We start from the raw sequence: 26860 nt of genomic DNA on the forward strand, positions 1-26860 counted from the left end.
TGTACCAAACTTTTAATTACTCACGACTTTATTGAGGATATTTATTTATGGCACTTACACCCAAAGCCGACCATACCCATTCAGAGACTAGCTTATCTCCTCTACGTTTAGGTATTGGCGGTCCCGTTGGCTCAGGAAAAACCGCACTCACGCTAAGATTGTGTCAACGCTTGCGTGATGACGTCAATATGGCAGTGGTGACCAACGACATTTATACCAAAGAAGACTCTGAATTCTTAACGCGTCACGAGGCCATGCCAGCCGAGCGTATTCGCGGTGTCGAAACGGGCGGCTGTCCGCATACTGCTATCCGTGAGGATGCCTCCATCAATTTATCTGCCATCGCTGAACTACAACACCAATTTGCAGGGCTTGAGCTTATTATTATCGAATCTGGCGGCGATAATTTGGCGGCGACCTTTAGCCCTGAATTATCTGATTTAACCCTATATGTCATCGACGTCTCAGCAGGCGATAAAATCCCTCGTAAAGGCGGACCTGGCATTATGAAATCTGACTTACTTATTATCAATAAAACCGACCTTGCCCCCTTAGTAGGCGCCTCACTTGAGGTGATGGCGCGCGATGCCAAAAAGATGCGCGGCGATAAGCCCGTGGTCTTTAGTAACATGAAAACCGGCGAAGGTCTCGATGATATCGTTACCTTTATCCTAGATAAAGGCATGATTAGCGCGGCATAAGGTGCTGCGTATAAATAGATGTTCTACAAACCCCTGACTATAGTCAATCAATATTAAAAGTGGTACAAGGCAGACGAGTGCAAGTACTACAGTAGTAGGCAAAACGAGTCTAACGCTGTAACACTTTAATAGTGGTTCGACTATATATCGACTTATTAAACCATTAAGGACACATCATGAGCACACAAGCTTCAAAAACCATGACTAAAAATAAGACAGCTAAAAATCTAATCGATAAGGCGGCAATGACTCGCACTCTAGCACTGTCATCTTTGTTAACGGGACTGCCAACACTAGTATTTGCTCACCCTGGGCATGGGGTGATGACAGCTGATGGAGCCTTTGGCAACTCAGTACTGTCAGGTATCATGCACCCTTTGACGGGGCTGGATCATCTTGTACTAGCGCTCGGTATGGGTATGCTCTTGACGCAAATGCACAGCTTTAAAAAAGGCTTTGTGTCTTTGAGCTTAGGTTTAGTGGCAGGTTTTGCCCTAAGCTTAAATATGAGCTTAAACAGTACGTTTATTGAGTCCGGCATTGTACTGTCTATCGTCTTACTCACCATGGCACTGATGAGCCGCTACTTTAATATCAGGCTTAATAATAACGGCATTAATCAAAGCAATGAAGCGTCGGTAAAAACGTGGCATAACTTAGCCATCGCAGGCTTTGCTGCACTCGCTATGCTCCATGGGGCAGCGCACGCTATCGAAGTGCCCGCTAACAGTAGCACAACAGGCTTTTTCATCGGTATGATTATTGCCATGCTTGGTCTGTATACTGTGGGTAGAGGCGTTGCCACTTACCTAAATACTCACTTGCAAGACAGCCTGATGATCCAGCGTGTACTGGCGGTGGTTGGTCTATGCGGCGTGTTGTTTATTTAGTTTTATAAGACATTAGCAGTTTTGTTAAACACTTTGCTAAGTATAGACGATTGTCTTTGCCAACTATCAATCAAAATAGAAAAGCGTTTAACTCTATACTTCTCGGAATACACGCAGGTAATGCTAGCTAAAAATTTTTAGGTTTCCAGTATAGTTGAATCACTATAAAACCGATACAATGCTGCTGGGATGCTTGCTTTTAAAATATGGGTTGCGCAGCCTCTGGCTGCGACGACACAGCACGCAAGTAAAATTTATAGCACTGGTAATATTAGGGCGTGTTTGCGCCGCTATAATAAGACCTTCACCAAATATAAATAACATATCGGACTGCTGCTTGGTATTTTCCGCGCTTACCTGTTCATACTTCTCGAATAACCATTATCTCACCTCAGTGTTGTGCTACTTGGCTATATGATTAGCCTACTTCTTATCACACGCAAAATTAGTTGACCACTATTTTACAATAGTTTAGGCAAGGACAGACAGTATCCAACTTATTGGTGGTAATTAGCCATTTTTAACGAAGAAAAGCCTTTATGATTTACTAACTAAACACTGTCTCAATTACTCTACAAATCATCAGTTTCGACCATAGCAATAGATGCTTATTGTTGTATAGTCACCTGACCACAAAAGTGTTATACAATAAATCAACTAAACGATTACCAGTATAAATGACCATGACTTACTCTCTAGATTATCGCAAACAAGTTTTAAAAAGCTTAGATGAGGGCATGACCTTTGCCGAAGCTGCTGTTTTCTATGATATTAGTCCAACGACCATACAGAAGTGGAAAAAGCGTCTTCACAGTAAAACCACTCGAGACATCACTCCTTACAAAATAGAGGATGAAGTCTTAGCTCAAGACGTCAAAGACCACCCTGACGATTATCACTATGAGCGAGCCCAGCGTTTTAATTGTAGCCCAACAGGCATCAGCAAAGCCTTAAAGCGTATTGTTGCTAATAACTCAATATGAGTATCTTAGTGACTTATACATTGTAAGCCCATTAATTTTAGCAACGACTTACTAAGCGCAATATTTTATTACTTTATGAATAGTTACAAATGACTTAGTATAAACAGTAATGGACTATTATCTGCCTTTTACTTTAATAAAACGGCAAAGAATATGGATGAAAATATGAATATCAATTTTAACGATGTAGAAAGGCTCATTAACATTGCTGAACGTGCCAACATTGATTCCCTAGAAGTCGTTGACGGCAGTAAGCGTATCTCTATCATTTGTCAGCCTCCTTTTAATCAAAGCGGTAATCAAATTAATCAAAGCAGCAATCAAGACCGTAGTCATATCAATAGTAGAAACAGTTTTACTAGCACAGATCATACCTCTACAAACTCCTTTACAAACCCTAATGGCAATTCTTCTGCGCAAGATATCGACTCTGCTGGCGCTGCTAAAGATAAACCAACTACAGAAACAGCCAGCGAAAACAACCAAATCACCGCTCCGATGCTCGGCACCTTTTATCGCCGCTCTGACCCGAGCGCCGATGTCTTTGTAAGCGTTGGCGATAGCGTGGTAGCAGGTGATACGTTATGCGTAATAGAAGCGATGAAAATCATGCATGAAGTCAAAGCCGATCGCGCCGGCAGTATTGAAGAGATTTTGGTCGAAGACGGTGATGTGGTTGAATTTGACCAAGCGCTGTTTATGATTAGTCCTAGCTAGGATATATTAGCTGGATTAGATATTGCCTATATTACTAACCGTATTTAAGCCATCAAATGGACTATATTTGCAAGGACAGCTTCATGTTTAAAAAAATTCTTATCGCCAACCGTGGCGAGATTGCGTTACGTATCATCCGTGCCTGCAAACAGCTGGGCATCACCTCCATCATCGTCTACTCCAAAGCCGATAAAGACTCGCTGCCCGTAAAACTTGCCGATGAAAAGATCTGTATCGGTCCTGCCCTTGCTACCAAAAGCTACCTAAACCAAGAAGCGATCATCTCCGCTGCCGAAGTTATGGGCGCTGAGGCCATTCATCCGGGTTATGGGTTTTTGGCAGAAAATGCCGCTTTTGCTGAGCGTGTCGCCCAAGCTGGATTAACCTTTATTGGTCCAACCTCAGACAACATAAAAAGCATGGGCGATAAGGTTGCGGCAAAAAAACAAATGCTAGAGGCTGGCGTCCCTTGTGTGCCCGGCTCTAATGGCGCACTGCCAAGCGACAAAGAAGCCGCGCTTAAAATCGCTAGAGAAGTCGGTTATCCGGTGATTATTAAAGCGGCAAGTGGCGGCGGCGGGCGCGGTATGCGCGTGGTTGAGAGTGAAGAGAACCTGATAAACGCCATTTCAATGACCCAAGCGGAAGCCAAAACCAATTTTGGCGACTCCGTGGTTTATCTAGAGCGCTATCTACAAGCGCCGCGTCATGTCGAGATTCAAGTCCTTGCTGATACCCATGGCAACGCCATTCATTTAGGCGAGCGCGATTGCTCGATGCAGCGCCGTCATCAAAAAGTGATTGAAGAAGCCCCTGCTCCCGGCATTAGCGCTGAACAACGCGTACAAATCGGTGAACGCTGCGCGCTGGCTTGTCAAAAGATGAATTATATTGGCGCAGGGACGTTTGAGTTTTTATATGAAAACGGCGAGTTTTTCTTTATTGAGATGAATACCCGTATCCAAGTTGAGCATACCATTACTGAGCTGGTGACTGGTATCGATATCGTGCAAGAGCAGATATTGGTAGCAGCAGGCCAGCCTTTGAGCTATACGCAACAAGACGTCAGAATTAACGGTCATGCGTTTGAATGCCGAATCAATGCTGAAAACCCTTATACCTTTATGCCCAGCCCCGGACATATCGATTATTGTCACCTGCCAGCAGGATTTGGCATTCGCGTCGATAGCCATATCGAATCGGGCTATACCGTCCCGCCCTCTTATGATAGCTTAATTGCCAAAATCTGCGTCTATGCGCCAACGCGAGAGCAAGCTATCGACAAGATGCAAGCGGCGCTATCAGAAGCTGAGATACAAGGTATTGATACTAATATTGCCTTGCACCAAAAACTATTTGCTGATCCCGAATTTAACAAAGGCCAAGTAAGTATTCATTATCTATCGCAGTGGATCGCTGAGAATATTGAGTAAAAAGTAATTGAGTAAAAAGCATTATCAAAGACAACTGACATATTTTTTATCATGTGCAGCATTTTTAAATGGTCTTAACTAAAACTAGAATGTAGAAACAAGAACCAAAAGGAATCGCGATCTATGGCTACTCAAGACGCAACCGTTACAGAAACCACAGTATCTGAGCCGCCGCAGTGGCAGCTGTGTAGCGAAACCAATTTGGTGTTATTTTTTCCTAAGCCGACCACGCTTGCCAAGCAGCAACAGTGCTGGGCGCTGGCAGATAGCGTGCAACAGTTGCCAGAGGTGAGCGAGGTAGTCATCGGTATGAATACGCTGAGCGTGTTTACCAGCCCTTTAACTTATAAACAGCTTCAAAACCTGCAACAAACGCTCACCGAATTAAGCGCCAACCCCGAGCAAAAGCAGATTCAAGGTAAGCATGTCGAGATTCCTGTACATTACGGCGGCAAGTATGGCCCTGATCTAAAATCTATGGCCGCTGAATTAGGCTTATCTGTTGAAGAGGTCGTCGAGAAGCATACGGCAGCGACGTATACGGTGTACTTCATTGGATTTCAGCCCGGCTTTCCCTACCTTGGTGGCTTAGCGGAAGCGCTTTACTTCCCAAGACATACCAATCCGCGCACCAAAGTTCCAGCAGGTTCGGTCGGTATTGGCGGCGAGCAAACGGGTATCTACCCTTTTGCTTCTCCGGGCGGTTGGCAGCTACTCGGACAAACAGAAACCAAGTTATTTGATTTATCCAAGGAGTCGCCTACGCTATTAAGCGCCGGTGATACGCTTAAATTTAGCGCTATTGATATTTATGAGTGATGAATAATCTCAAAACAACAAATTAACGATAAAAATAGGCGGTAGTGATGAAAGTTTTAGCCTGCAATGCCCTTGCTAGTATCCAAGACCTCGGTAGATTTGGCTATCGTAGTACGGGCGTGCAACGAGGTGGCGTGATGGATCGCTGGGCCTTTGCAGCCGGTAACGCTTTAATCAAAAATGCATTAAACGAGCCGGCTTTAGAGATCACATTAGGCGGCTTGACGCTAAAATTTACTAAAGACACTGCTTTTTGTATCACAGGCGCTTTATACGAAGCTTCTTTAGATGATAAGCGTATCCCTTGCTATTGGCGCATCAATGCCAAAGCCGGACAGATATTAAAACTAGTCCGCCCCCTAAAAGGCATGTATAGCTACCTTTGTGTCCATGGCGGCTTTGCTGTCGAGCCAATTTTAAATTCTTCTAGCACCAATGATAAAGCAGGTTTTGGCGGCTTTAAAGGTCGATTCATTCAAGAAAACGATGTCATTAAATTAAACACCTCTTCCCAATTATCCAACATAGGCGTTGCCGCCTTACCCGATACTCGTATCATTCGAGTCGTCAAAAACAGCGAATACGACTCCTTTACTAGTGCCTCGCAAAAGCTATTTTTTAAGCAGCGCTGGAAGATAGAAACAAGTAGTAACCGTATGGGTTACCGGTTTAAAGGCGAACAAGCACTTGAGCTTAACGCGCCGCTACAAATGAGCTCGCACGGCGTCGATATCGGTATGATTCAAGTCCCGCCGCAAGGACAGCCTATCGCTCTGATGGCTGACGCGCAAACCACAGGCGGTTATCCCAAAATCGCCAGCGTCATCGACGCCGATATTGGCCTACTGGCGCAAATTCGATATGGTAAGGAGTGTCAGTTCGAGCTTTTGACCATAAAAGACGCTTTAGTGCAGCGCCAAAACAGAGAACGTTATATCGCACGTATCAAGGAGTACGCTCATGAAAATTGATCTAAACGCTGATGTCGCCGAAGGCTGCGGCCAAGATGCTAAACTACTTACTATAGTCAGCTCTGCCAATGTCAGCTGTGGTCTGCACGCCGGCTCCTATGCCGAGATGCTCGCCACCCTCAAGCTGGCAAAACAACATAACGTGCGCGTCGGCGCGCATCCGGGGCTTGATGACAAAGAAAACTTTGGCCGGGTGCAGCAAGACTTAGACGAAGATGGCTACCGTGCCCTTATCAGCTACCAGCTTGGGGCTACCAAAGCGGTATGCGATATGGTCGGCGTCACGCTTGATTACGTCAAACCGCACGGCGCGCTATACAACCAAGCTGCGGTTGATAAAGACTTAGCAGATATCGTGGTCAGTGAGATTAAACGCTTTGACCCTAGTCTTAAAATCATGGGCCTATCAGGCGGTCATTTAGTTAAAGCCGCCAAAGCGCACGATATGCAAGTGATCTCTGAGGTATTCGCCGATAGAAACTATGAAAATGACGGCTCGCTAGTATCACGCACCAAGGACAACGCGTTGATCACCGATCCTAAAGAGGCCAGCCGGCACGCGCTTGAGATGATTACCGAGGGGGTAGTGACCAGTGTTGACGGCAAAAAAGTCCCGGTCGAGGCGCAAAGCATCTGTCTGCACGGTGATAGCGAACATGCGGTAGCCTTTGCTAAAAGTATCAAAGAGCAGCTGCAGCAGCAAGGTATTGAGATATCGGCATAGATAGTAAATAATAGATAGTCAGTAGTCGTTATAGAGTCAACATATAATAAAAAACCTAAACAAGGACGTTTATGAGCACCATAAAAAAACACAATACCGCCATTTTGGGCGCGGCCTTTTTGATGGCAACCTCAGCGGTAGGGCCCGGGTTTTTGACCCAAACCGCTACTTTCACCGAAAGCTTGCTGGCAAGCTTCGGTTTTGTGATTTTAATCTCTATTATTATGGATATTGGGGTACAGCTTAACGTTTGGCGCGTGGTCGCTGTCTCCAAAAAACGCGCGCAAGAGATTGCCAACTTAGTGTTCCCGGGCGTGGGCTATTTGCTATCTTTTTTGATTGTCGCTGGCGGTCTGGCCTTTAACATCGGTAATATTGGCGGCGCGGGGCTAGGCATGGAGTCGGTGTTTAACATCTCTCCCATTACCGGCGCGCTCATTAGCGGGGTTATCGCGGTCGCCATCTTTTTAGGCCGAGAGACCGGGCCTATTATGGATAGATTTGCCCAGCTGATGGGATTTATCTTGATCATACTTATCATTTATGTGGTGTTTAAATCTGATCCGCCGTTAGCTGAAGCCGCTACCAAAACCATTATGCCCGATAAGATCGACGCGGTGGCTATCGTCACTCTAGTCGGCGGCACGGTCGGCGGTTATATTACCTTTTCAGGCGCGCATCGATTATTAGAAGCGGGGGTCAGCGGTGAAGAGAATCTTGACTCGGTGACGAGAAGTTCGGTCTCAGGTATTTTAATTGCCTCTATCGTTCGGGTGTTTTTATTCCTCGCCGTCTTGGGCGTGGTCTCACAAGGTTACGCGTTAGACCCAACCAATCCTGCGATGTCACCTTTTCAATATATCTTAGGTAACGTCGGTAAAATCATCTTTGGTATCGTCATTTGGGCGGCATCTGTGACCTCAGTCATTGGCGCCGCTTATACCTCAGTGTCTTTTATGACCAATTTTCACCCCTTTATCGAAGAATATAAGCGCTTTTTTATCATTGGTTTTATCGTCATCTCCACCCTAGTTTTTGCCACTATCGGTAAGCCGGCGCAAGTGCTGGTGCTGGTCGGTACATTGAACGGTTTGGTACTCCCAATAGCAATGGTGATTATCCTGATCGCCGCTTATAGAAAGAATATCATCGGTAATTACAAACATCCCATTTGGATCGCCGCGTTTGGCTGGGTTATCGCTGTGGCTATGAGTGTGCTTAGTGCGATGACTATTGCTCAGTACTTAGGTATTAGTTAGGGGTATGAGTTAACTGATTTTAAATAGTAGATATAGTAGATAAGGATAATATTATGGATATCGCTGCCGTTGATCGCTTAGTAAAACTGACAGAAGCAAGTCAGGTGTATCAAATAACCATTGAGGATAACGATCAATCTATTAGTGTGGTTAATGGTTCTCGTACCGCTAAAAGCTCTGTTCGAAATCCTATAGACTCATCATCAATCGAGGCAGGCGACAATACTAATTCCTCTCTTAAGGCAAAAAATAACAATGCCCAAGACCAAGAGGCTTTACAAGTACGCTCTCCTCACGTTGGCTATATGCGCTTAAGTGCCGATGGCGCGACGGATAATGTGGTACAAAAAGGTGATGCAATTGAGATAGGTCAAACCATTGGGTTTGTTGAAGTATTGACGAAACTGCTACCCGTTACTAGCGATAAAGCCGGCACGGTTAATGAGATTTTAGTTGAAGAAAGCCAAGTCGTAGAATATGGTCAGCCGATTTTGCAATTAACTGAATAAAGAGTAACAAGTCATGTGTAATAAATAGGTTAGATAACTAGCTATTGACGGGTTGTAACCTACTGAACTGTCTAAACCCTCTACCAGCAAGCTTAGCTTCTAATATTTTATTGATAGATATTGACAGCGTAAAAAATGTCCGTATAGTATCCCCTCATCATCACCGTCCTTAACCACTCATTTTACTGTTATAAAAACAGCGCCCTTGATGGGCGTTGTTTTTTTCATTGCTATGCGACCACACTTAGCTTGGATAATAAAAGCCTATAAGACAAAGACCGTCACTACTAGCGCTAATCTTACGTTCTGTAGAGCACTTTCACCACATGCCAACCAAACTTGGTTTTCACTAAATGCGGGGTAAACAGCTCACCGTTGAAGCAGACTTTATCAAAGGGCCCTACCATTTGGCCTTTTTTAAATTCACCTAAGCTGCCACCTTTTTTAGCTGATGGGCAGGTTGAGTGTTTCTTAGCTAACACATCAAACTGGACACCCTTTTTCAGCTTAGCGATAATATCCTCCGCCAGCTCTTTGTCTTTTACTAAAATGTGTAATGCGCTAGCAGTACGAGCCATGACGTTACCCTTTATAAAGTATTAATTATCACGGCATTATATCACTACTTATGAGTCTGAAAAAAAACCCAGACAGCTTAGTTGTCTGGGTTTTCTGACAGTGCGTAACAACAGCTTATCTTGACTACCCAGAGTACGGATATACTTAGTCTTTCCCATGGTATGTTGCGTCATCTATACAGAACCAGCGAGGTTAGCCAGTGCTGCGAAATTCACCTCCACCCTAATGTCGGGTGGAGTCCTCTTTCGCTTTTTTGATAGAAATGTAATTTTCTTGGATTGTGCTCTGAAAAGACTGCCTCAGATAGTACCTGCTCTACCAGCAAGCAAAAAGAACAGACCCAATCGGAATAGATGACAACGCAATTACTGTTGTCAAAGGTATTAGCGGTGCTGCTCACTTACATTACTCCCTTCGTATTTTTTAGGTAGGTTCAGTCATAAATAAGTTTGAACGTTATGACATAAGAACAACTCAAATACTTACGATAAACCCGCCTCAACTTAACTTCATCATTAAGAATTCTGTAGACTGTGTATAATGATAAAGGTATTATTAACAATAACCATTATCGTTTACAAATTCCATCATTTATATTGGACATTCTATGTTTTTATCTGATAACTCTGCTGCCCCATCTAGCTGCAACCCTTCTTTTACTAGACTTAACCGCGCTATCTTGGCCGTCTCTCGTACCAAAAAGCTGCCACTATACGCCGCTGCTAGCGCTATGCTTCAGCTCACTCCAGCTGTAGCAGCAGTGACGCCGCCAAATACTACTAGTATGCAGCAGACCCTAACAGACGAGCCTAGTACGACCTTAGACCCTATTGTGGTTGTCGCCAATCAAACGCCAACAGCTATCTCTGATATTCCAGCGACAGTGTGGTATATCGATGAGGCTCAAGTGGATGAGGCGGCACGTACCGGTAAGCGCTTAGGTGATTTTATTGCTCAAGAAGTGCCCTCTTTAGACTTTGGTAGCGGCGGTCGTACTAACGCGGGGCAAAACCTACGTGGGCGCGATATGCAAGTGATGATTGATGGCGTATCGCTCAATTCGTCACGGGCCATCAGCCGATATCTTGATTCTATTAGTATGGAAAACATCGCCAGTATTGAAGTGCTCTCTGGCGCATCAGCGGTTTATGGCGGCGGCGCGACAGGCGGTATTATTAATATTAAAACCAAAAAAGGGCAAGCCGGTGCATCGCAAATCAATACAGCGATTCAGGCGACCTCAGGCTTTCAGGACGAAGACGATATCTCTTATAAAGGCCATGTTTCTATCGGCGGCGGTACAGAGGAGCTAACAGGTAATCTAGCAGTAACTTATGAACAAACAGGCTCCTTTTTTGATGGTAAAGGCCGGCTTATCGTTCCTGATATTACTCAAGGCTCTTTGCAAGATAACGAAACCGTTGATGTGCTCGCCAGTACCCAATGGCAAATTGATAATAACCAAACGCTAGATGTATCAGCGCAGTATTATAATAGCGAACAAGATACAGATAATGGCCTTAAGTTCAATTTGGCTGAGGCTCTGCAAGGTGCTCCTCTAGATATTACTATCAGCGATGGTTTTAAGAGCGATCGGCAAGCCGAAACTAAGCGTCAGCAGTACAATGCTAATTATCATCACCAAGATCTATTCGGTCATGATGTCTACGCACAGCTCTCCCACCGCACAGAAGAGCTTAGTTTTATCCCGTTTTATTACGGTAGATACTTTGCCGCCTCTGAGCAATCTACTGATGTAACCTCAGCTCGTTTGGCGTTATCTAAAGACTGGACAGATAAGCTAAAACTGACTTACGGTATCGACGGCTACCGAGATGATCTTGACAGTAATAAGATGATCTTTGACCCGCGTACCAGCGTAGCGACAGGTGGCCTAGTCAATGAGGAGTTTGCAATCGTCGGACGCTACCCAGGAACTAAAGTCGATTCTATCGCCGGATTTTTACAAGGTGATTATGACTTTTCCGATACGCTTACTGCTACGGCAGGCTATCGCTATCAGCGTTTAGATAATGAAATCGATGATTTTGTCGCTGATAGAGTGCAGACTGAGACTGCTTTGGGTCTGGCCGCTGGCGGTGATGCGATACCGGGCGGCAGTAACGACTACAATATTAGCTTATTTAATGTCGGGCTAAACTATAAGCCGACGAGTAACCGTCGCTATTTCGCCAACTTCTCGCAAGGATTTGAGCTACCTGATCCTGCTAAGTTTTATGGTCAAGGTCAGTATGTTAAAAATGCTGATAACTACTATGAGCTAGTCAATGGCTCTAATGTCTCAGGTACTAAGCTTGACGGCATCAAAACGGACAGTTATGAGCTAGGTACTTCGTTTAATACCACCAATTTTGCAGGCCAATTAACGGGCTATTATAGTGTGTCTGATGGTAGTATCGATTACGACCGCCAAACGCTATTAATCACTCAAAGCGATAATAAAAAGCGCGTGTATGGGGTTGAGCTAAAAGGCGATTATTTTATCAATGATAACGTCAGTGTAGGCGGACTGGGGCATTGGATCGAGAGCGAAACTGAGGTCGATGGCGATTATAAAGATACCGTCGTCACCGATACCAGCCCTAGCAAATATTCGTTATGGACTCGCTGGGAGGATGAGATGCAGTCCGTAAAACTACAAGCCAACATGATGCGCGATGTCTCAGGCTACAATGCCAGTACCGATAGCACCCAGGAGCTTGATGGTTATACGACCGTTGATCTGGACTATACCTATTATTTACCTTCAGGGGATTTTAGTATCGGCGTGCAAAACTTACTGGATAAAGAATATACCACTATCTGGGGACAACAAGCGCAGGTGTTTTATGGTCAAGCGGCACCTGACTCTGCTTTTGATTATAAAGGTTTAGGACGTACGTACACGGTTGGCTATACCCACAGGTTTTAATCCTGCTATGATGACTTTAGATCATCTATCCAAATGAAGCAAAAGCCCTTTAAACTATGTTTAAAGGGCTTTTTTAATATTAGACGTCTTTTTGCTATTGTGCTACAGCAAATCTATACTTTTAACCTTTTAGACAGGCAGTAGTATGTGACTACAAAATACTGAGCTTGTCAGCATGTTAATAATCAATCGTATAGCTCAAGCCGTAAGTTGTCCCTGAAGCAGGCAGACGGTTTAGATCGCCATAAGTGGTTTGGTGATAGACCGTTTTATAGTCTTTATTTAGCAAGTTATAGATACCATACCCTACTTTACCGACAGGCAGTTGCACCTGACCCAACAGATCAACAGTGGCGTAACCTTCGATAGGCTGAGCGCTCGCATTTGGATCTTGTTGTTGGTCTTTAAAAGCTTTATCATCGCCGCCAATGGCTAGCGCTTGCAAGCGAATATTGCTACCACCATCAAAGTTGTACTGCGCAAACGCTGTGCCTTTTAAAGGCGTTATGCGTACAGCATCCAGCTCAAGCCAGTCGCCATCTTTTTTATACTGACCGCGAGTATAAGCAATACTGCCGCCTACTTGCCATTGATCGCTAATCTGCTGCACTAACGATCCCTCAACACCGTATACGCGCTCGTCAGTATCGACGACCTCTACCGTATAGTTATCGGTAAAGCGTACGGTCTTATCTGAGTCGTTATAAAAGGCACTTAGCTTGCCAGCAGTATTGCCGCGCTTACCTTGCCAGCCCAGCTCGTAATTATTAATCTCAATCGGTTGGACGTTATTTGAATCAACCACGAATCCTGCGCGTACATCCCGCAGTGCGCGCTGAATATCAGCAGTGGTAAAGCCTTGTGAGAAATTAGCAAATATTTGGTCGTTTGGAGTGAGCTGATAGCTGGTACCGAGGTTAAATAGGGTTTTGTCATGGTCCGTATCGCCCTCTTCTACGCGGCCAGCTTGATAGTCAATACCGTAAGCATCGCCTACTGGACTGATGCGCGGGTCATTAAAATAGTCCTCTAATAGCTGCTCATAGATAGGTATAAAACCCTCGGTATTGGCTTTAAGCTTTTGATAACGTACGCCAGCGCTAGCATGCCACTTATCAGTCACATCGACATCAGCATTAGCAAACACGCCCCACTTATCGATAGTAGTCTCAGGTCCACCGTTATAAGTGGTGCCGCTATTACGTGAAGTAAGACCGTTACTAGCAATAAATGTATTTAAATCTTGCCCGTAGTAGGTTTGCTCGCTCTCTTCGCGCTCAAAATCAGCGCCATAACTAAATAGGGCCTGCTTACCGTTAATCTCGGCTTCGGTCTGCATAGCTGCGCGCAGCCCTATCACTTCGATATCCGCTTCTGACTGGGTAACCGCAACTGCCCCGCCTAGTAACTGTCTTAGCGTATTCTCATCGGTAAGACCATTAGCCACCCAGACCTCTCCCGCTTGTGTGGTGAAGTCTTTACCAGAAGGATAAAAGCGGCCTTGTTCATCGCGGTAGTAGCCGGTAATGCTCAAATTAGAGCCTAAGATATCACTATTATTATAATTTAGGTTCACTGAAGTCTTCGTGGTATAAGGCTCGTGCTGGATATCAGCGCCATCAATAGCTTGTAGTGATGGCGGCGCAGCATTTGGCGCAAGCAAAACTTGCAAATTATTACCGTAGTCTGGACCATAGTCAGTATCTTGCTCGTCATTATAGTAAGTAACGGCTAGATCAACGGTTTGCGTGTCGGTAAGTGCCATACCTAAGCTGGCATTGACACTCAAAGCGTCAGTATCTTGCTGGTCCGTTTGGTTGACATCAGGACTGATACGACGATTGTGGCTATCAAACTTACCGCCTTTACTATCAAAGTCCACATCCAAGCGTCCATAAACGCGCTCACCGCCATACCCTAAAGTTTGCCCGACATGATAGCCTAGGGAGTCGGACTCAAACTCACGGCTAGCGCTCACGCCGATGCGCGTTTGTCTTAGCGGCCCATAACCAAGCATAGACTTGGTGACTAGATTGATAAGACCGCCCGCCGCTCCTGCCCCATAAATACTTGTCGCACCTGAGAGCACCTCTACCCGCTCAAGCTGGGCGGGATCGATACTGTTAAGCTCACGCGACAAACTGCGCGACGCTGATAGCGGCACTCCGTTAAGTAAAAACTGTACTGGGCGACCATGCATCGTCGTGCCATAATTACTGGTTGAACCACTGCTGGCGCCTAGGCTTGGTACGAGCTGCGCTAAAATATCACCAATGGTACGATCCCCCGTAGCCTGCCTTTCAATCTCCTTTTCACTAATGACTTGGGTAACCGCTGGCATCTCGCTAATTTTTTGTGCCAAAGCGGTTCCTGTTCTGGCGTTGGCACTAACTGTAATAGCATCTAAAGTGACGCTTGGCTCATCAACGACGGTAGCGCTTATAGACTCTGTGGCTAAAGTATTTGGTATTGAAGCGTTAACATCAGCCTGTGCAGCGTAGAGTTGTTGGCTGATACAAAACGTTAGCAAGGATAACGCAAGAGGAGCATGATTTTTCATTGAAGTTCACTTCATCAAATGATAGTGGAATGAGCTTTATTTAAGCTCTGATACAGAACATAGTAGTTTTGTTAATAATATTGTAAATGATAACTATTTACATTTCTATAGTTATTTACACCTTTGTATATTTGAAGTTGATTATCTCTTGGCTCGTTTCTTCACTGCGGCTAAACTATAACGAATGTAAATGCGCTACTGCATCTTGGCTGGCGTGCAGACGCTCATTACTGTCGAGTTCAACAAGCTTGCCATTATGCATTTGTAGTAAACGATCAGCGTGCTTAAAATAGCGATCATCATGGCTAATAATGAATAAGGTTTTGCCCATCTGTTTGAGGTTTGGGATGATTTGCTCATAAAAAGTCTGGCGGTAGACCGGATCTTGATCTGCCGCCCATTCATCAAGCAAAAATATTGGCTTGCTCTCTGCGATGACGAGTAACAACGCCAGTCTTTTGCGCTGCCCTTGTGACAAGTTAGTATTTGATAATGTACCTTCTGCTATCGAGAGCTTATCGGACAGCTGTAGTCGCGCTAACCAATCAGCAACTATAGCTTCATCAGGCAGGCTATCGCCTTGCCCTTGTAGCCAGTCAAATAAATAGCCATCCCCAAAGATGGCGGCAAAGTGCTGCTGATAGTCCGTGTAATCGGTCGCTGTCAGTACTTGTCCATCAAGCAAGACTTGACCAACATCAGGTTTATATAGTCCGACTAACAGTTTGGCTAAAGTCGATTTACCACTACCATTAGCACCAATCAAAAACACCACCTCGCCTCGATTTAAAGTCAAGTTAATATCATAAAGACCAAATCCTTGTGCGACATGATCAGACTTATCAGCGCCAAGCGCTCTTGCCACCTCATTTATGTTACTGCTGACAATAGGACTAGCCTCTGCTGTATCTACTGTAGTAGGTTCAGCAGTAGGATAGTGATAACCAACCTCTCTTAACTCAATACGCTGCCAATTTAATAGTTTATCGATATCGCTGGTAGCAAAGTCGGCTCGATATACTGCCAAGTTTAAGGAGACGATTTTGTTAAGTGCGACACTGGCCGTCTGTAACGTTGGATAAGCGCCAACCGCGGCTAGCAGAGGTGATTGAATAAATAATAAGGTTAGCGCAAATGAAGTGACGGTAGCTTGATTGGCCCAGTTAAAGGCAGTCGCTAATATAAATAAAATACCTATCGCGGCAAACATCATAATGTTTGACCAATTTAATGCCGATAGATGGTAAGTATCGGATAAAACAATTTTTTGACGATAGTCATCAGCATGATGATCAAACTTTGTCTCATAAAACTGACGGCTACGATGACGATTGAGCATGAGCTCTTTATGCCCAAATATAGCCGTTTCATAATCTTGGTATAGACTATCTTGCAAACCACGAATCTGTAACAAGTTTGCATAGACCCTATTAACCAATAGCATGCCGATTACGATAACAAACGTCAGCCATAGCAGCATAACGATGGTCAGCGGAATGGACATCAAGGATAAATAGACAATAGCCGCTAGCGTTAATACGGTGCCTTGTACCAGTTGCGGCAAACGCACAAACGCGCTAGTAATGTTTAAGATATCATCCGACAAACTGGCGAGCAATTTAGCGCTACCTGCTTTCTCAAGCTGAGCATGATCGGTATCTAAAATACGCTTAAGCAGCTGACGACGTAAATCATACACAAAGCGATGACCCAGTTTGGTCAAAGCGAACTGAGAGACAAAGGTCGTCAGTAATTGCAAAATAATCAAAGCAAAAAAAGCGGACGTATACATCCAAGCGCGGTCATTAATGCCTGACGCTCCGGCCAATAAAGCGCTTGTATCAGGATTAGCGGCTAAGAAGTATCTATTGATAAAAGCAATCACGCCAATGCCAACAGCGGCTGTCAACAGGTTGAGGACGACTACAGTCAATAAGGCTTTACGCTGTTGACGCCATAATAATTGCCCCAAGGTGAGCTTAGAGGCGTCATTGGCATGCATAGATAGAGATTTTGCAGTGGGGTAAGACAAAAAATAGCTCCTAAAGACGACTTAAAAATAATGGTTAACTATAAAAGTACAGAGGTATTCATTGCTTAATAGTGACTAGCAGGCACTTTACGAATCAGCCATAAGAAATACGCGCCGCCGATAATGGCTGCTACCGTGCCCGCTGGCAATTCATAAGGGAAGATGACATAACGACCAATCCAATCAGCTATGACCATGACTCCTGCCCCTAACAAAGCCGCTAGCGGTAATTGACGCTCAAGCTTTACCGCGCCAAGCGAGGTGGCTAAATGCGGCACCATCAGACCGACAAAGCTTAGTGGCCCGACGGCTAAAGTGCTGGCGGTACTTAGTGCTGCCACCAGTATGAGTAGCGCCAGAGTCACAGGTGTCACTGCCACACCTAAATTACGCGCAACGCCTGTGCCAAGACCTAATACACGTAACGGCTTGATAATCAGTAAACTTAAGGCAAATAAAATAAGCGCAATAGCCATCAGATACCAAACGGTACTCGGCTGGGCACTATAAGTCGTGCCTGATAGCCAGCTGAGCATCGCCTCCAGGCGCGGGTCACCGGAGAGCTTAACTAAGTGCATGACCCCATCCATCATTGCCGCAATACCGATACCGACGAGCAATAGATAGCCTGAGCTGACCTTGCGTGCCAGCCAAATCACTAAAAGCAGCACCGCTATCGCCCCTGATAAGCCTGAAAGCAGTAACGTGCCTGCGCCTGCCGTTACTCCTAGCATAGGCAAGAGTAAAAATCCTAAGATAACGCCAAGCGCTGCTCCTGAGCTGACCCCGAGTACTTCAGGACTTGCCATTGGGTTACGCGTTAGCGTTTGCAACAGGACGCCTGCGACAGCCAACATTAGCCCCGTCGCCGCCGCACTTAGACTACGCGGAAGGCGGTATTGCGCGGTTAATGCCCAATCAGTGCTCAGCCCCCAGCCGCTGATATCTTGTACGAACAGACATGCCAACGTGATAATAATAACCATGCCTGCTGCCCAGCTCCCATACGCCACTGGTTTGCGCGTGCCTGCGAGCATCGGCGTCACCGCCTCTATACGCTCACGGCGTTGGCGCAATATCAACCAGATAATCAAGGGCGCGCCCAATATACCCGTCATCGCGCCCGCTGGTATCTGCATATCGAGTAACGGCTCAAGCAACAAAGCAATATTACTGGTGAGCCATAACAGTAGCGCCCCTAGACCAAAGGCGGCGATTAAACGCTTAGCTATTGACGAGATACCCAGTGCATTGACAAGACTTGCCGCACCAAGGCCAATAAAGCTAATCAGCCCCACTTCACTGATTACCAAGGCGGTCACTATTGCCACAACCAGTACCACCAGCGCGCGAATACCATTAATCGGTACACCTAAGCGCTTGGCTTGACCATCGTCTAAGCTCATAAGGGTTAGCGGCTTTAATAATGGCAGACACACCAGCGTCATCACGGCGGCAGTGATTGCCAATACGACGCTAGTATGCCAGCTGTTTTGTGCCAAAAACCCAGCCGCCCACGATAAAATCCCATTACTACGCGCAGCAAAAAATAACACCAGCACATTTGCTACAGCAGCCAGTAAAATATTGACGACCAAGCCTGCTAATATTAAAATTAGTGGATTAAAGCGGCTGGGCGCCGCTAAAGCAAAGACTAGCCCCATACTGATCAGCGCCCCGACAAAGGCGACGTAAACCCCGCCATAAATAGCAAGGCTGGGCACAAATAGCGTCACAATCAGCATCGCCAATTGCGCCCCCACCCCGACGCCTAAGGTAGTATCAGAGGCTAACGGGTTTTTGACCAGTTGCTGCAGTAGGATACTGACTACCCCTAGCAGTCCTCCTGCCAAGAGCGCTACGATACTGGTAGCGACAAGGTGCAGCTGGGTCGCCATACTGGTAATATCGAGCTGCAAGCTTGGCATAAACAGATCGCCGATAGGCCGCGTCCACTCTTGCGCTATAAGTGTCCAACTACTCCATAAGGATAAAACCATAAGAAGGGCAAGTGCTACCCAAAGCCGCCATGACGTCGTCTTATTCATGAGGCAGCCCCGCCGTTTAATGTTACGTTTGCTAGATTATCCGCTAAGCTCACCAGTGACGACATCCCGCCATATATCCACACCGGCGGTAGCTCGCCCATGCAGCGGGTGTTGCCGTAGCCCAAACGCTGCCAAACTAAGCTATCCTCAATCTCAGCCCGCGTTATCGGACTCAAGGGATGAACGATTAATAAGCACACCTCGTCATCTAACTGCGCCAAATCCCCCATACGTAGTGGCACAAAGCCCCATTGATTACCTTCGTCCAACACGACAAGCTCTTTATCCATTTGCTTAAGGGCCGGTTCAAATAGACTATTGGCGACATACATGCGCAGGTTATTGGCGTCGGCAAACTGTACCACTGCAAACTTTTCGACATCAGGATAGCGCTGTTGTAATTGCTCGCTGGCAGTCGCGATATCTTGGCGGCTCTTGACGATATAATCCTCAGCCAGCTGCGGCTCTTCAATCAGCGCGCCAAGCTTACGTGTCGGCTCAGTATAATCCTCCCAAACGGCGGTATCACCTTTCGCAGCAGACATAACAGACTCAGCTGGCACATCGCCATACAGGTTTCGCGCGTGCTCATAAAAGAAATTATCCACTACTAGGTCTACGGGCAACTGTGCGACCAGCTCGGCATTGGGCAGGTAACGAATACCTAAATCAGTAATAGTAAGCGGCAGCTTAGGCGTGCCAACCCATTTATGCCAAACTCTGACATCACCGGTGGCAATAGGAGCATAACCCATCGCTATTAAAGTGGCAGCATTACCCCAGTCAGGCGAGACGATATTTATTTTGGAGTTAGAATGCGCTAAAGACGTTTGTGTTTGCGCCTTTATTTCAGTATCTTGCTCGGCTGCTTGATTATTACAGGCACTCAGTATAGTACTGACGGCTAGAGCTATTAGAAGACAAGGCTTTAAGATATATTTAGCAGGTTTAGTATATCGAGAAGCGTGCAGAATAGAGAACATAACAGCCTATCTTATTAGGGGTCAGAAGAAATAAGTACGATAGATAAAAGGCAAAACGTGTCAGACTTAAGCCACTGCCACCGGCTGCCCAGTAATAGGATGGTCAAGCAGTTGCATCTCGACATTAAAGATATTGCGCAGAATGTCAGGTTGCATGGTGCTGGCAATATCACCTTTGTGACAGACATGGCTGTTTTTGAGCGCAATAATACGGTCGGCATACTGCGCTGCGAGATTAATATCGTGTACGATAATCACCACGCTTAGACCCTGCTCATCGACTAGACGCCGAATCAGCCCAATGACCTCAAGCTGATAGTGCATATCGAGCGCCGCTAATGGCTCATCGAGCAGTAGGTAGCGGCTATCTTGTGCCAAGCACATTGCCAGCCACGCCCGTGCCCGCTCGCCCCCTGAAAGCGTCGCGGTAATACGATCAGCGAACGCTTCGGTTTGGGTAACTCTTAACGCCTCAGCCACTTTATCTTTATCCTTTTGATTGGGTTTTTGCAGCCACTTTTGATGCGGATAACGCCCGAGCATCACCAGCTCACGTACCGTAAACCCAGCGGCTTCAGGCAGTTGCTGCGGCAAATAAGCCATATGCTGTGCCAGCTCCTTACTACCGTAATCGCTGATAGAGCGTCCATCTAAGGTCACACTCCCGCTGCTACTTGCCATCTCACCTGCCAACGCTTTAATCAACGTCGATTTGCCTGAGCCGTTATGCCCTACTAGCGCCACCAGTTGCTTAGTGGCAATCTCACAGTCCACATTATTGAGTAAGGTATTGCCTTGGCGATTGATGGTCAGATTATTAGCTCGTAACATAGAAGCACTCGTTATCAATGAAAAATATAATATCTATCTGGGTTTGCTCAGCTTGGTTATTTAAAGTCGTCATCAAAACCAATAAAAAACGATTTTACTCGTAAATGATAACAAAAACAATTATCATTAACGTACTGGTAATTTTTTATACGTGAGTATTCTATGGTTAATTCCTTTGCAGCTTCTAAAGACAACCGTTCTCCTCAAGAGCCGTACACCCCGATACAGGTGCCTGAACTGACTGATATCATCACTCATCTTAACGAAGAGCATCTCGATGAGCTCATTGCTTTTGCTAGTGTTGTTACTGACCGCTCCAAAGCTGAGCTTGATAAGCTCAACCTACAGCTAAGCGCTATTTATGCCGAAGGCTTCGCTCTACAAGCTCAGCCTAAACCTTTAGACAATCGCTCTACTACATCACAAAAGCAAGTCTCGCAAAATCAGCTCATCTTTATTCCGTTTACCACCTCTATTACCCAGCTTGAAGACTTACAAACTCAGTATATTTTGCTCAAACAACGAGTCGATAAAAAGCTTGGCAAAAAAACCATTAAGCTGACCAAGCAGGTATTTAGCGTGCAGAGCAGTACTATGGTAAGCAAAAACATGCTCCGCCTTGAGCTTAGCCTTCCTGATTCCAGCACTTCTAAAAATGCAGATAACGATGCTGACACTGCTGCCGCTAACCAATCCAATTCAAGCCCTATGCCCATTAATGAGCCAGGTTATGCTTATTTGTTCGACTTGGAACATAATATTCAGGATAGTCAGAAGAGGGATAACATAAAGACACCGCGACCACACTGCTATTACACGCTCAGAAAAGCATGGCAGACAGATACGGGTAGACACGCATGGGTCGATGTGTTTTTGCATGGTGACACTTCAGGCGGTGTTTGGGCCAAGTCGCTACAAGCAGGCGATACCGTACTGACCAAGCGTGAAGTCCCCGAAAAAATTGAGCATTTGCAAGAAGGACAAGCGTTACTTATTGCCGATGAGACCTCAATACCGACAGTGGCGCGCCTGCTTGAGCTTTGGGACAACCCTTTGCCGCCACTGGTACTTTGTATCACCGGGGACACAGGCGACCAAGCTTATTTTGATGAGGTGAAACGAAACTCTGAGGTTAAAAGCAATTTTACGATTGTGCCTATAGTGACCGCTAAAACAAACGCAGGTGCTGATTTGGCGACGCTTATCGATAATAAGCTTGGCGATTATTTAGCTCAGCAGCCTTTAGTCATCGACAAGGTTTGGGGTGCATTAGAAGCGAGTACAGCCAAAGCCTTGCGTAAACGGCTCAAAAACAGATTGCATCTGGAGCGAAGTGATATGGTGGTAAAAGTCTATTGGCGTCATGACTAAAACCAAAACACGACTAGAGCATGATTAAAAATAGTCTCTTTAACCACTTACCTTTAACCATCAGCAATGAAACCCTGCTATTTACACAGCAGGGTTTATTGTTAGTAGCAGTAACAAAATATCGAAACCTAAAGTTTAAAACTTAGCCGTCGCACTCACACTCATTTGACGCTCAGGCCCCATCCAGCAGTTCTCAGTATCATAACAAGCACCAACATAGGTCTTATCAAACAGATTATTGATACTCGCGCCGACAGCGAGCATTGGGTTGATCTGATAATTACCGCCAATATCGACCAACGTCACGCTTGGTAGCTCATCTGAGTTTTGCTTGTCAATCTGTATGCCGTCTTCGTAGCGAATGCCAGCATTGAGAGTGAGTTTGTCTGTCGCATAGTAGTCGGCCCATAGCGTGGCTTTGTGCTTAGCCGTTTGGGCAGGGGTGTTGCCGACCACGTCAGGGTTGAACTCATCTTCTGTGATTTCAGCATCGGTGTAGCTGTAGCTTGCCGCGAGATCTACCCAGTCATTGAGCATGCGACTGCCTGATACCTCAACGCCTTTTGACTCAATCTCACCCGTTTGAACTTTCTGTCGATAGTCAGCGGGGTTGGTGACGATGATATTTTGCTGTGTGATATCGAATACGGCTAGCGTTCCTTTGGTAGCACGGTCTGGTGATAGATATTTGACGCCAGCTTCGAGCTGATCAGCTGTTGTCGGTTCAAAGGGTTTATTGGTAATAAAGTTGCTACCAACAACGGGCTGGAATGACTCTGAATAGCTGAAAAATGGTGATAAGCCATTGTCAAAATCATAAATAGCAGCGAAACGGCCACTTGTCTCTGATGCATCATTACCAAACGTCTCATTATTATAAACGGCACCTTGAGAGGCGTCAGTTTGCTTAGTCGTACTCTCGAAGTTGTCGTGACGTAGTCCGGCGACAACGGTTAAATCCTGCCACTTCATTTCGTCTTGCACATAAAATCCAAGCTGGCTTTGTTCGATATCTTGTGTCTGACGATAGGTATCCAGCGGTAGCGTAGCCGTATTGATCTGTGAGAAGTCTGGATTAGACAGGTCAAGGTTTGGCGTACCATTTGCGCCCGCATCATAATAAACTGCATTGCTATCTGTCTCTTGATACTCAGCACCAAACAATAGGTTATGTGAGGTACTGGCAGTATCGAATGTATAGGCCAGTTGATTGTCTGTGGTCCAGTTATTCATGTTCTCATCCGTGGTATAGGCCACGCGATTGAGAACCGTGTCACTACCTTCTACAAACCCTCTATTATACATATTGCGTTGCTGCGCTTCGGCATCGGTATAGCGCGTGATATGTTTAAACGTTAACTTATCATTGATGTCCCAGTTTACGGTGACGCTTGGCATGAATACTTCTTTGCTAAATTTATTCCATTCATCACCTGCATAAGCATCGCTACCCAATTTGCCATAGCTTGCCTTGTAGACGGTGCCGACAGCAGGCAATGGAGTAGAAGGTACCATCTCTGGATCATCTTGATAAAACAAGTTGGCAAGTATTGAGACATCATCCGTCGCCTGCCATTCAAGCGAAGGGTTAATCAACAATCGCTCTTCTTCTGTGGTCTGCATCTGACCATCTTTTTGGCGTTTTAGCGCGACTAAGCGATAGTTCAAGGTGTCTGTGATAGGCCCCGTACTATCGACGGCCACTTCTTTTAGATTTTGATTACCCAGTCGTAGCTGTACTTCATTTTCTTGAGTGCTTTTAGGGGCTTTGGCGACTTGGTTGACCATGCCGCCCGGTGAAGCATAGCCGTATAGCGAGGACGCTGGCCCTTTCACCACTTCGACCGCTTCAGTCGCATAGACATCGACTTGTGGCATCAGATTCCAAGCGCCATCGTAGGGCAGCCTCAGTCCATCATAAAAGTTTGAGTAGGTTTTAAATCCACGAATGTTGTACTCGTCAAAGATAGAGACCGTGCCACGACTCTCAGTGCTCACACCTGGTTCATAGCGTAGAGCAGCATTGACACTATCCGCTTGGCGCTTTTGTAAAAGGTCCTGATCGATGCGGGTATAGCTCATAGGCGCATCTTCAGGGTCTAAGGCGGTCTTGGTGCCAGTCGTGCGATAGCTGTCTGCGTAGACGGTAATATCCTCTAAAGTGGTACTAGGCACAGTGGTTTGCGCTGAGGTGCCGGGTTCACTAATATCATTACTCATATCGTTAAGATCAGTCGCGGCATAGGCTTGATAACTGATACTCATTAAAAAACTGAGCTGTATCGCTTTTACTAAAGGTTTCTTGTGAGAAGGTTTAGGCATAAGATATTCTTCGTTTGGTTTTGAAAAAGAAAATAGCAACTATGGAGATGCTACTAGATCGTTATCGACTCTACATAGAGTAACAAAGCAGATAGAATATATAATAAACATTCTCATTTGTAAATGATAATCGTTACTATTTATAAATTTAAAGTGTATAGCATGGCTGAGTTTTATTCGAATGAGTCACCGTTAACAATAGACCACGAGTATTCAAACCATATTACAACCTTAAAAATTTGCTTATAAGTTGCAATAACTACTATCATATCGATGCACTATTAAAACCATAAAGATCACACCCCAAATAGGAGAAAATAATGATTAGCCATGTACCTGACGTAACGTTCAAAACTCGTGTTCGTGATGAGTCTATCGGCGGTGATAACCCCTTCACTTGGTATGACCTGACCACGGATGAGTTATTCGCTAATAAAAAAGTGGTCGTGTTCTCACTACCTGGCGCCTTTACGCCTACGTGTTCGACCAGCCATCTACCGCGTTATGAAGAGCTATATGAGGAGTTTAAGGCGCTTGGCGTAGATGAAATCGTTTGCGTTTCTGTCAATGATGCCTTTGTCATGTATCAATGGGGTCTCAAGCAAAACCGTGAAAACGTCTTCTTGCTACCTGATGGTAATGGTGAGTTCACTCGTAAAATGGGCATGCTAGTAGATAAGAGCAATCTTGGCTTTGGCATGCGCTCATGGCGTTATTCGATGTATGTCGATAATAAAGAAATCAAAAAGGTGTTCAAAGAACCTAACTTCGGTGACAACTGCCCAATAGACCCGTTCGAAGTATCAGATGCTGACACCATGTTAGAGTATCTAAAGAGCAACGCCTAATATCTACTGACTGGTATTACAATCATTCAAAGATAGCTCAAAAAAAATCCTCACAACTCATTGACAAGTAGTGAGGATTTTTTTGCGTTGTGTTAAATCGTTTTTTTAAATGATATGTACGTGTCTGACGCTATAGTCCATTCATTTTAAAAGTGTTATAGCGCTACTGGTATAAATTTTACTGGCGTGCTGCGTTCCTTCGATGCTGCGCAACTTATGTTTTAAAAAGAGCATTCCAGTAGCGCGTTTAATAGATTCATAACATTTTTATCTTCAACTGACTCTATCATTTAGAGGAACGCTTCGAACCTCTACCCCCTTTGCCCCCTCTGCCTTTAGTAGGTCGCTTACCATTACCGCCAGAACTCTTACCGCCGGTAGCCTTACCACGTCCAAAAGGGCGACCGCCTTTAGAAGGCGCTGGAGTTTTAGTGCCATTCTTGGAGCGATTACTGTTATCGTTTGTACCTTTTGATTGTGAAGAGCGATTATTATTAGATTTTTTGCGGCGTGTATTAGCAGACCTCTTAGAAGCGTTACTGTCCTCTGACGCAGAGCCTTCTATCGACTTAAGTAAAACGGACATCTCTTTTTGGGTCAAGTCGCGCCAGTCTCCAATAGCAAGACCCTTGAGATTGACATTCATAATCCGCGTACGCTCAAGCTTGACGACTTCATAGCCAAAATGCTCACACATACGGCGGATTTGACGGTTTAGACCTTGCACTAAAGTAATGTTGAACACCGTGGGCGCTACTTTAGACACTGGGCATTTTTTGGTCATTTGTCCCAAAATCGGTACCCCGCCTGCCATACCCTTAATAAAGCTCTCAGTGATTGGCTTGTTTACTGTTACTAAATACTCTTTTTCGTGGTTATTACCGGCCCGTAATACCTTATTGACCAAATCACCATTGCTGGTCAAAAATATCAAACCTTGCGAGTCTTTATCCAAACGGCCAATAGGAAAGATACGTATCCCATGTCTGACAAAATCCACGATGTTATTTTTTTCAGCTTTTTCCGTCGTACTCACGATACCAACTGGCTTATTGAGTGCAATAAATACAAAGTCATCAGCGTCTTGCGGCTCAATGAGCTGTCCGTTGACTTTTACTGTGTCTCCAGGCATCACTTGATCGCCGATTTGAGCCCGCTTGCCATTGATATATACGTTGCCTTGCTCAATAAAGCGGTCCGCATCTCTACGAGAGCAGATACCACTTTCTCTGATGTATTTATTTAAGCGAGTCGAGTTATTGAACATAGAGCACCGTTTTAGCTGATGAAAAGCTTTTATTGCCAAGAAAGCTTATATCAAATGAATGAGTCGTAATGTATGAGTAGA

At 45.3% G+C, this 26860-nt stretch carries 21 protein-coding genes; 13 read left to right on the forward strand and 8 right to left on the reverse strand.

Annotated features, from left to right (window positions below):
• The first annotated feature begins 47 nt into the window (after positions 1-47).
• The 10 genes from ureG (at position 48) to AAEY83_RS05345 (ending at position 9006) form a co-directional block, all read left to right on the forward strand.
• Complete coding sequence (gene ureG, locus AAEY83_RS05300; protein ID WP_025643656.1) at positions 48-701, forward strand: urease accessory protein UreG; 654 nt, start codon at positions 48-50, stop codon at positions 699-701.
• Positions 702-877: 176 nt separating this feature from the next.
• Entirely contained in the window at positions 878-1591 is a 714-nt protein-coding gene (locus tag AAEY83_RS05305) for a HupE/UreJ family protein (RefSeq protein ID WP_025643658.1), read from the forward strand.
• 683 nt (positions 1592-2274) lie between these two features.
• The gene (locus tag AAEY83_RS05310) at positions 2275-2574 is read left to right on the forward strand and encodes an IS630 transposase-related protein (RefSeq protein WP_025643662.1); all 300 of its coding nucleotides are present in this window, start codon (positions 2275-2277) and stop codon (positions 2572-2574) included.
• 165 nt (positions 2575-2739) lie between these two features.
• A complete protein-coding gene (locus AAEY83_RS05315; RefSeq protein WP_025643664.1) occupies positions 2740-3291 on the forward strand; it encodes an acetyl-CoA carboxylase biotin carboxyl carrier protein in 552 nt (183 codons plus the stop codon).
• 83 nt (positions 3292-3374) lie between these two features.
• Positions 3375-4724 carry an acetyl-CoA carboxylase biotin carboxylase subunit gene (gene accC, locus AAEY83_RS05320; RefSeq protein WP_037058509.1) on the forward strand — a complete coding sequence of 450 codons (1350 nt, stop codon included), beginning with the start codon at positions 3375-3377 and terminating at the stop codon, positions 4722-4724.
• 123 nt (positions 4725-4847) lie between these two features.
• Complete coding sequence (gene pxpB / locus AAEY83_RS05325; RefSeq protein WP_025643666.1) at positions 4848-5543, forward strand: 5-oxoprolinase subunit PxpB; 696 nt, start codon at positions 4848-4850, stop codon at positions 5541-5543.
• A gap of 47 nt (positions 5544-5590) precedes the next feature.
• On the forward strand, positions 5591-6514 hold the full coding sequence (locus tag AAEY83_RS05330) for a 5-oxoprolinase subunit C family protein (RefSeq protein ID WP_037058511.1): 924 nt from the start codon (positions 5591-5593) through the stop codon (positions 6512-6514).
• Positions 6504-7238 carry a 5-oxoprolinase subunit PxpA gene (gene pxpA, locus AAEY83_RS05335; RefSeq protein ID WP_025643670.1) on the forward strand — a complete coding sequence of 245 codons (735 nt, stop codon included), beginning with the start codon at positions 6504-6506 and terminating at the stop codon, positions 7236-7238. Before AAEY83_RS05330 ends, pxpA begins: the two co-directional genes overlap by 11 nt.
• Before the next feature lie 71 nt (positions 7239-7309).
• Positions 7310-8497 carry an NRAMP family divalent metal transporter gene (locus AAEY83_RS05340; RefSeq protein WP_025643672.1) on the forward strand — a complete coding sequence of 396 codons (1188 nt, stop codon included), beginning with the start codon at positions 7310-7312 and terminating at the stop codon, positions 8495-8497.
• A 53-nt stretch (positions 8498-8550) separates the two neighbouring features.
• Positions 8551-9006 (forward strand): acetyl-CoA carboxylase biotin carboxyl carrier protein, encoded by a 456-nt coding sequence (locus tag AAEY83_RS05345; protein WP_025643675.1) that lies wholly within the window; start codon positions 8551-8553, stop codon positions 9004-9006.
• Between the two features lie 299 nt (positions 9007-9305).
• On the opposite strand, the gene AAEY83_RS05350 is transcribed toward AAEY83_RS05345, so the two are convergent.
• Positions 9306-9584 carry a peptidylprolyl isomerase gene (locus AAEY83_RS05350; RefSeq protein ID WP_025643676.1) on the reverse strand — a complete coding sequence of 93 codons (279 nt, stop codon included), beginning with the start codon at positions 9582-9584 and terminating at the stop codon, positions 9306-9308.
• Positions 9585-10192: 608 nt separating this feature from the next.
• On the opposite strand from AAEY83_RS05350, the gene AAEY83_RS05355 reads away from it, so the two are divergent.
• Entirely contained in the window at positions 10193-12517 is a 2325-nt protein-coding gene (locus AAEY83_RS05355) for a TonB-dependent receptor (RefSeq protein ID WP_025643677.1), read from the forward strand.
• Between the two features lie 178 nt (positions 12518-12695).
• Here the strand turns inward: AAEY83_RS05355 and AAEY83_RS05360 are convergent, their stop codons facing one another.
• From AAEY83_RS05360 to AAEY83_RS05380, 5 genes are all read right to left on the reverse strand, one after another.
• Positions 12696-15077, reverse strand: a complete 2382-nt coding sequence (locus AAEY83_RS05360) for a TonB-dependent receptor (RefSeq protein ID WP_025643678.1) — start codon at positions 15075-15077, stop codon at positions 12696-12698.
• A 175-nt stretch (positions 15078-15252) separates the two neighbouring features.
• Positions 15253-17109, reverse strand: coding sequence for an ATP-binding cassette domain-containing protein (locus AAEY83_RS05365; protein ID WP_025643679.1), 1857 nt, complete (start codon positions 17107-17109; stop codon positions 15253-15255).
• 65 nt (positions 17110-17174) lie between these two features.
• A complete protein-coding gene (fhuB, locus tag AAEY83_RS05370; RefSeq protein WP_037058513.1) occupies positions 17175-19157 on the reverse strand; it encodes a Fe(3+)-hydroxamate ABC transporter permease FhuB in 1983 nt (660 codons plus the stop codon).
• A complete protein-coding gene (locus tag AAEY83_RS05375) occupies positions 19154-20140 on the reverse strand; it encodes a TroA family protein (protein WP_025643682.1) in 987 nt (328 codons plus the stop codon). Before AAEY83_RS05375 ends, fhuB begins: the two co-directional genes overlap by 4 nt.
• 66 nt (positions 20141-20206) lie before the next feature.
• Positions 20207-20971 (reverse strand): ABC transporter ATP-binding protein, encoded by a 765-nt coding sequence (locus AAEY83_RS05380; protein WP_025643683.1) that lies wholly within the window; start codon positions 20969-20971, stop codon positions 20207-20209.
• 162 nt (positions 20972-21133) lie between these two features.
• Here AAEY83_RS05380 and AAEY83_RS05385 point away from each other — a divergent pair, with 162 nt between their 5' ends.
• Positions 21134-22342, forward strand: coding sequence for an SIP domain-containing protein (locus AAEY83_RS05385; protein ID WP_025643685.1), 1209 nt, complete (start codon positions 21134-21136; stop codon positions 22340-22342).
• Between the two features lie 135 nt (positions 22343-22477).
• Here AAEY83_RS05385 and AAEY83_RS05390 read toward each other — a convergent pair whose 3' ends face one another.
• The gene (locus AAEY83_RS05390; protein ID WP_051397451.1) at positions 22478-24664 is read right to left on the reverse strand and encodes a TonB-dependent siderophore receptor; all 2187 of its coding nucleotides are present in this window, start codon (positions 24662-24664) and stop codon (positions 22478-22480) included.
• A 320-nt stretch (positions 24665-24984) separates the two neighbouring features.
• Between AAEY83_RS05390 and AAEY83_RS05395 the strand changes: the two genes are divergently transcribed.
• Positions 24985-25512, forward strand: coding sequence for a peroxiredoxin (locus AAEY83_RS05395; RefSeq protein WP_037058515.1), 528 nt, complete (start codon positions 24985-24987; stop codon positions 25510-25512).
• Positions 25513-25798: 286 nt separating this feature from the next.
• Here AAEY83_RS05395 and rluF read toward each other — a convergent pair whose 3' ends face one another.
• Entirely contained in the window at positions 25799-26779 is a 981-nt protein-coding gene (rluF, locus tag AAEY83_RS05400) for a 23S rRNA pseudouridine(2604) synthase RluF (protein WP_025643691.1), read from the reverse strand.
• Positions 26780-26860: the final 81 nt, after the last annotated feature.

The organism is Psychrobacter sp. TB20-MNA-CIBAN-0197 (assembly GCF_040309765.1).
Classification (GTDB): Bacteria; Pseudomonadota; Gammaproteobacteria; order Pseudomonadales; family Moraxellaceae; genus Psychrobacter; species Psychrobacter submarinus.

Bases quoted from the DNA above. Each gene is read 5' to 3' on its own strand.
- AAEY83_RS05390 (WP_051397451.1), bottom strand. From the start codon at position 24,664: ATGCCTAAACCTTCTCACAAGAAACCTTTAGTAAAAGCGATACAGCTC.
- pxpB (WP_025643666.1), top strand. From the start codon at position 4,848: ATGGCTACTCAAGACGCAACCGTTACAGAAACCACAGTATCTGAGCCG.
- AAEY83_RS05360 (WP_025643678.1), bottom strand. From the start codon at position 15,077: ATGAAAAATCATGCTCCTCTTGCGTTATCCTTGCTAACGTTTTGTATC.
- AAEY83_RS05330 (WP_037058511.1), top strand. From the start codon at position 5,591: ATGAAAGTTTTAGCCTGCAATGCCCTTGCTAGTATCCAAGACCTCGGT.
- ureG (WP_025643656.1), top strand. From the start codon at position 48: ATGGCACTTACACCCAAAGCCGACCATACCCATTCAGAGACTAGCTTA.
- fhuB (WP_037058513.1), bottom strand. From the start codon at position 19,157: ATGAATAAGACGACGTCATGGCGGCTTTGGGTAGCACTTGCCCTTCTT.
- AAEY83_RS05395 (WP_037058515.1), top strand. From the start codon at position 24,985: ATGATTAGCCATGTACCTGACGTAACGTTCAAAACTCGTGTTCGTGAT.
- AAEY83_RS05340 (WP_025643672.1), top strand. From the start codon at position 7,310: ATGAGCACCATAAAAAAACACAATACCGCCATTTTGGGCGCGGCCTTT.
- AAEY83_RS05355 (WP_025643677.1), top strand. From the start codon at position 10,193: ATGTTTTTATCTGATAACTCTGCTGCCCCATCTAGCTGCAACCCTTCT.
- AAEY83_RS05305 (WP_025643658.1), top strand. From the start codon at position 878: ATGAGCACACAAGCTTCAAAAACCATGACTAAAAATAAGACAGCTAAA.
- accC (WP_037058509.1), top strand. From the start codon at position 3,375: ATGTTTAAAAAAATTCTTATCGCCAACCGTGGCGAGATTGCGTTACGT.
- pxpA (WP_025643670.1), top strand. From the start codon at position 6,504: ATGAAAATTGATCTAAACGCTGATGTCGCCGAAGGCTGCGGCCAAGAT.
- AAEY83_RS05310 (WP_025643662.1), top strand. From the start codon at position 2,275: ATGACTTACTCTCTAGATTATCGCAAACAAGTTTTAAAAAGCTTAGAT.
- AAEY83_RS05350 (WP_025643676.1), bottom strand. From the start codon at position 9,584: ATGGCTCGTACTGCTAGCGCATTACACATTTTAGTAAAAGACAAAGAG.
- rluF (WP_025643691.1), bottom strand. From the start codon at position 26,779: ATGTTCAATAACTCGACTCGCTTAAATAAATACATCAGAGAAAGTGGT.
- AAEY83_RS05375 (WP_025643682.1), bottom strand. From the start codon at position 20,140: ATGTTCTCTATTCTGCACGCTTCTCGATATACTAAACCTGCTAAATAT.
- AAEY83_RS05380 (WP_025643683.1), bottom strand. From the start codon at position 20,971: ATGTTACGAGCTAATAATCTGACCATCAATCGCCAAGGCAATACCTTA.
- AAEY83_RS05315 (WP_025643664.1), top strand. From the start codon at position 2,740: ATGAATATCAATTTTAACGATGTAGAAAGGCTCATTAACATTGCTGAA.
- AAEY83_RS05345 (WP_025643675.1), top strand. From the start codon at position 8,551: ATGGATATCGCTGCCGTTGATCGCTTAGTAAAACTGACAGAAGCAAGT.
- AAEY83_RS05385 (WP_025643685.1), top strand. From the start codon at position 21,134: ATGGTTAATTCCTTTGCAGCTTCTAAAGACAACCGTTCTCCTCAAGAG.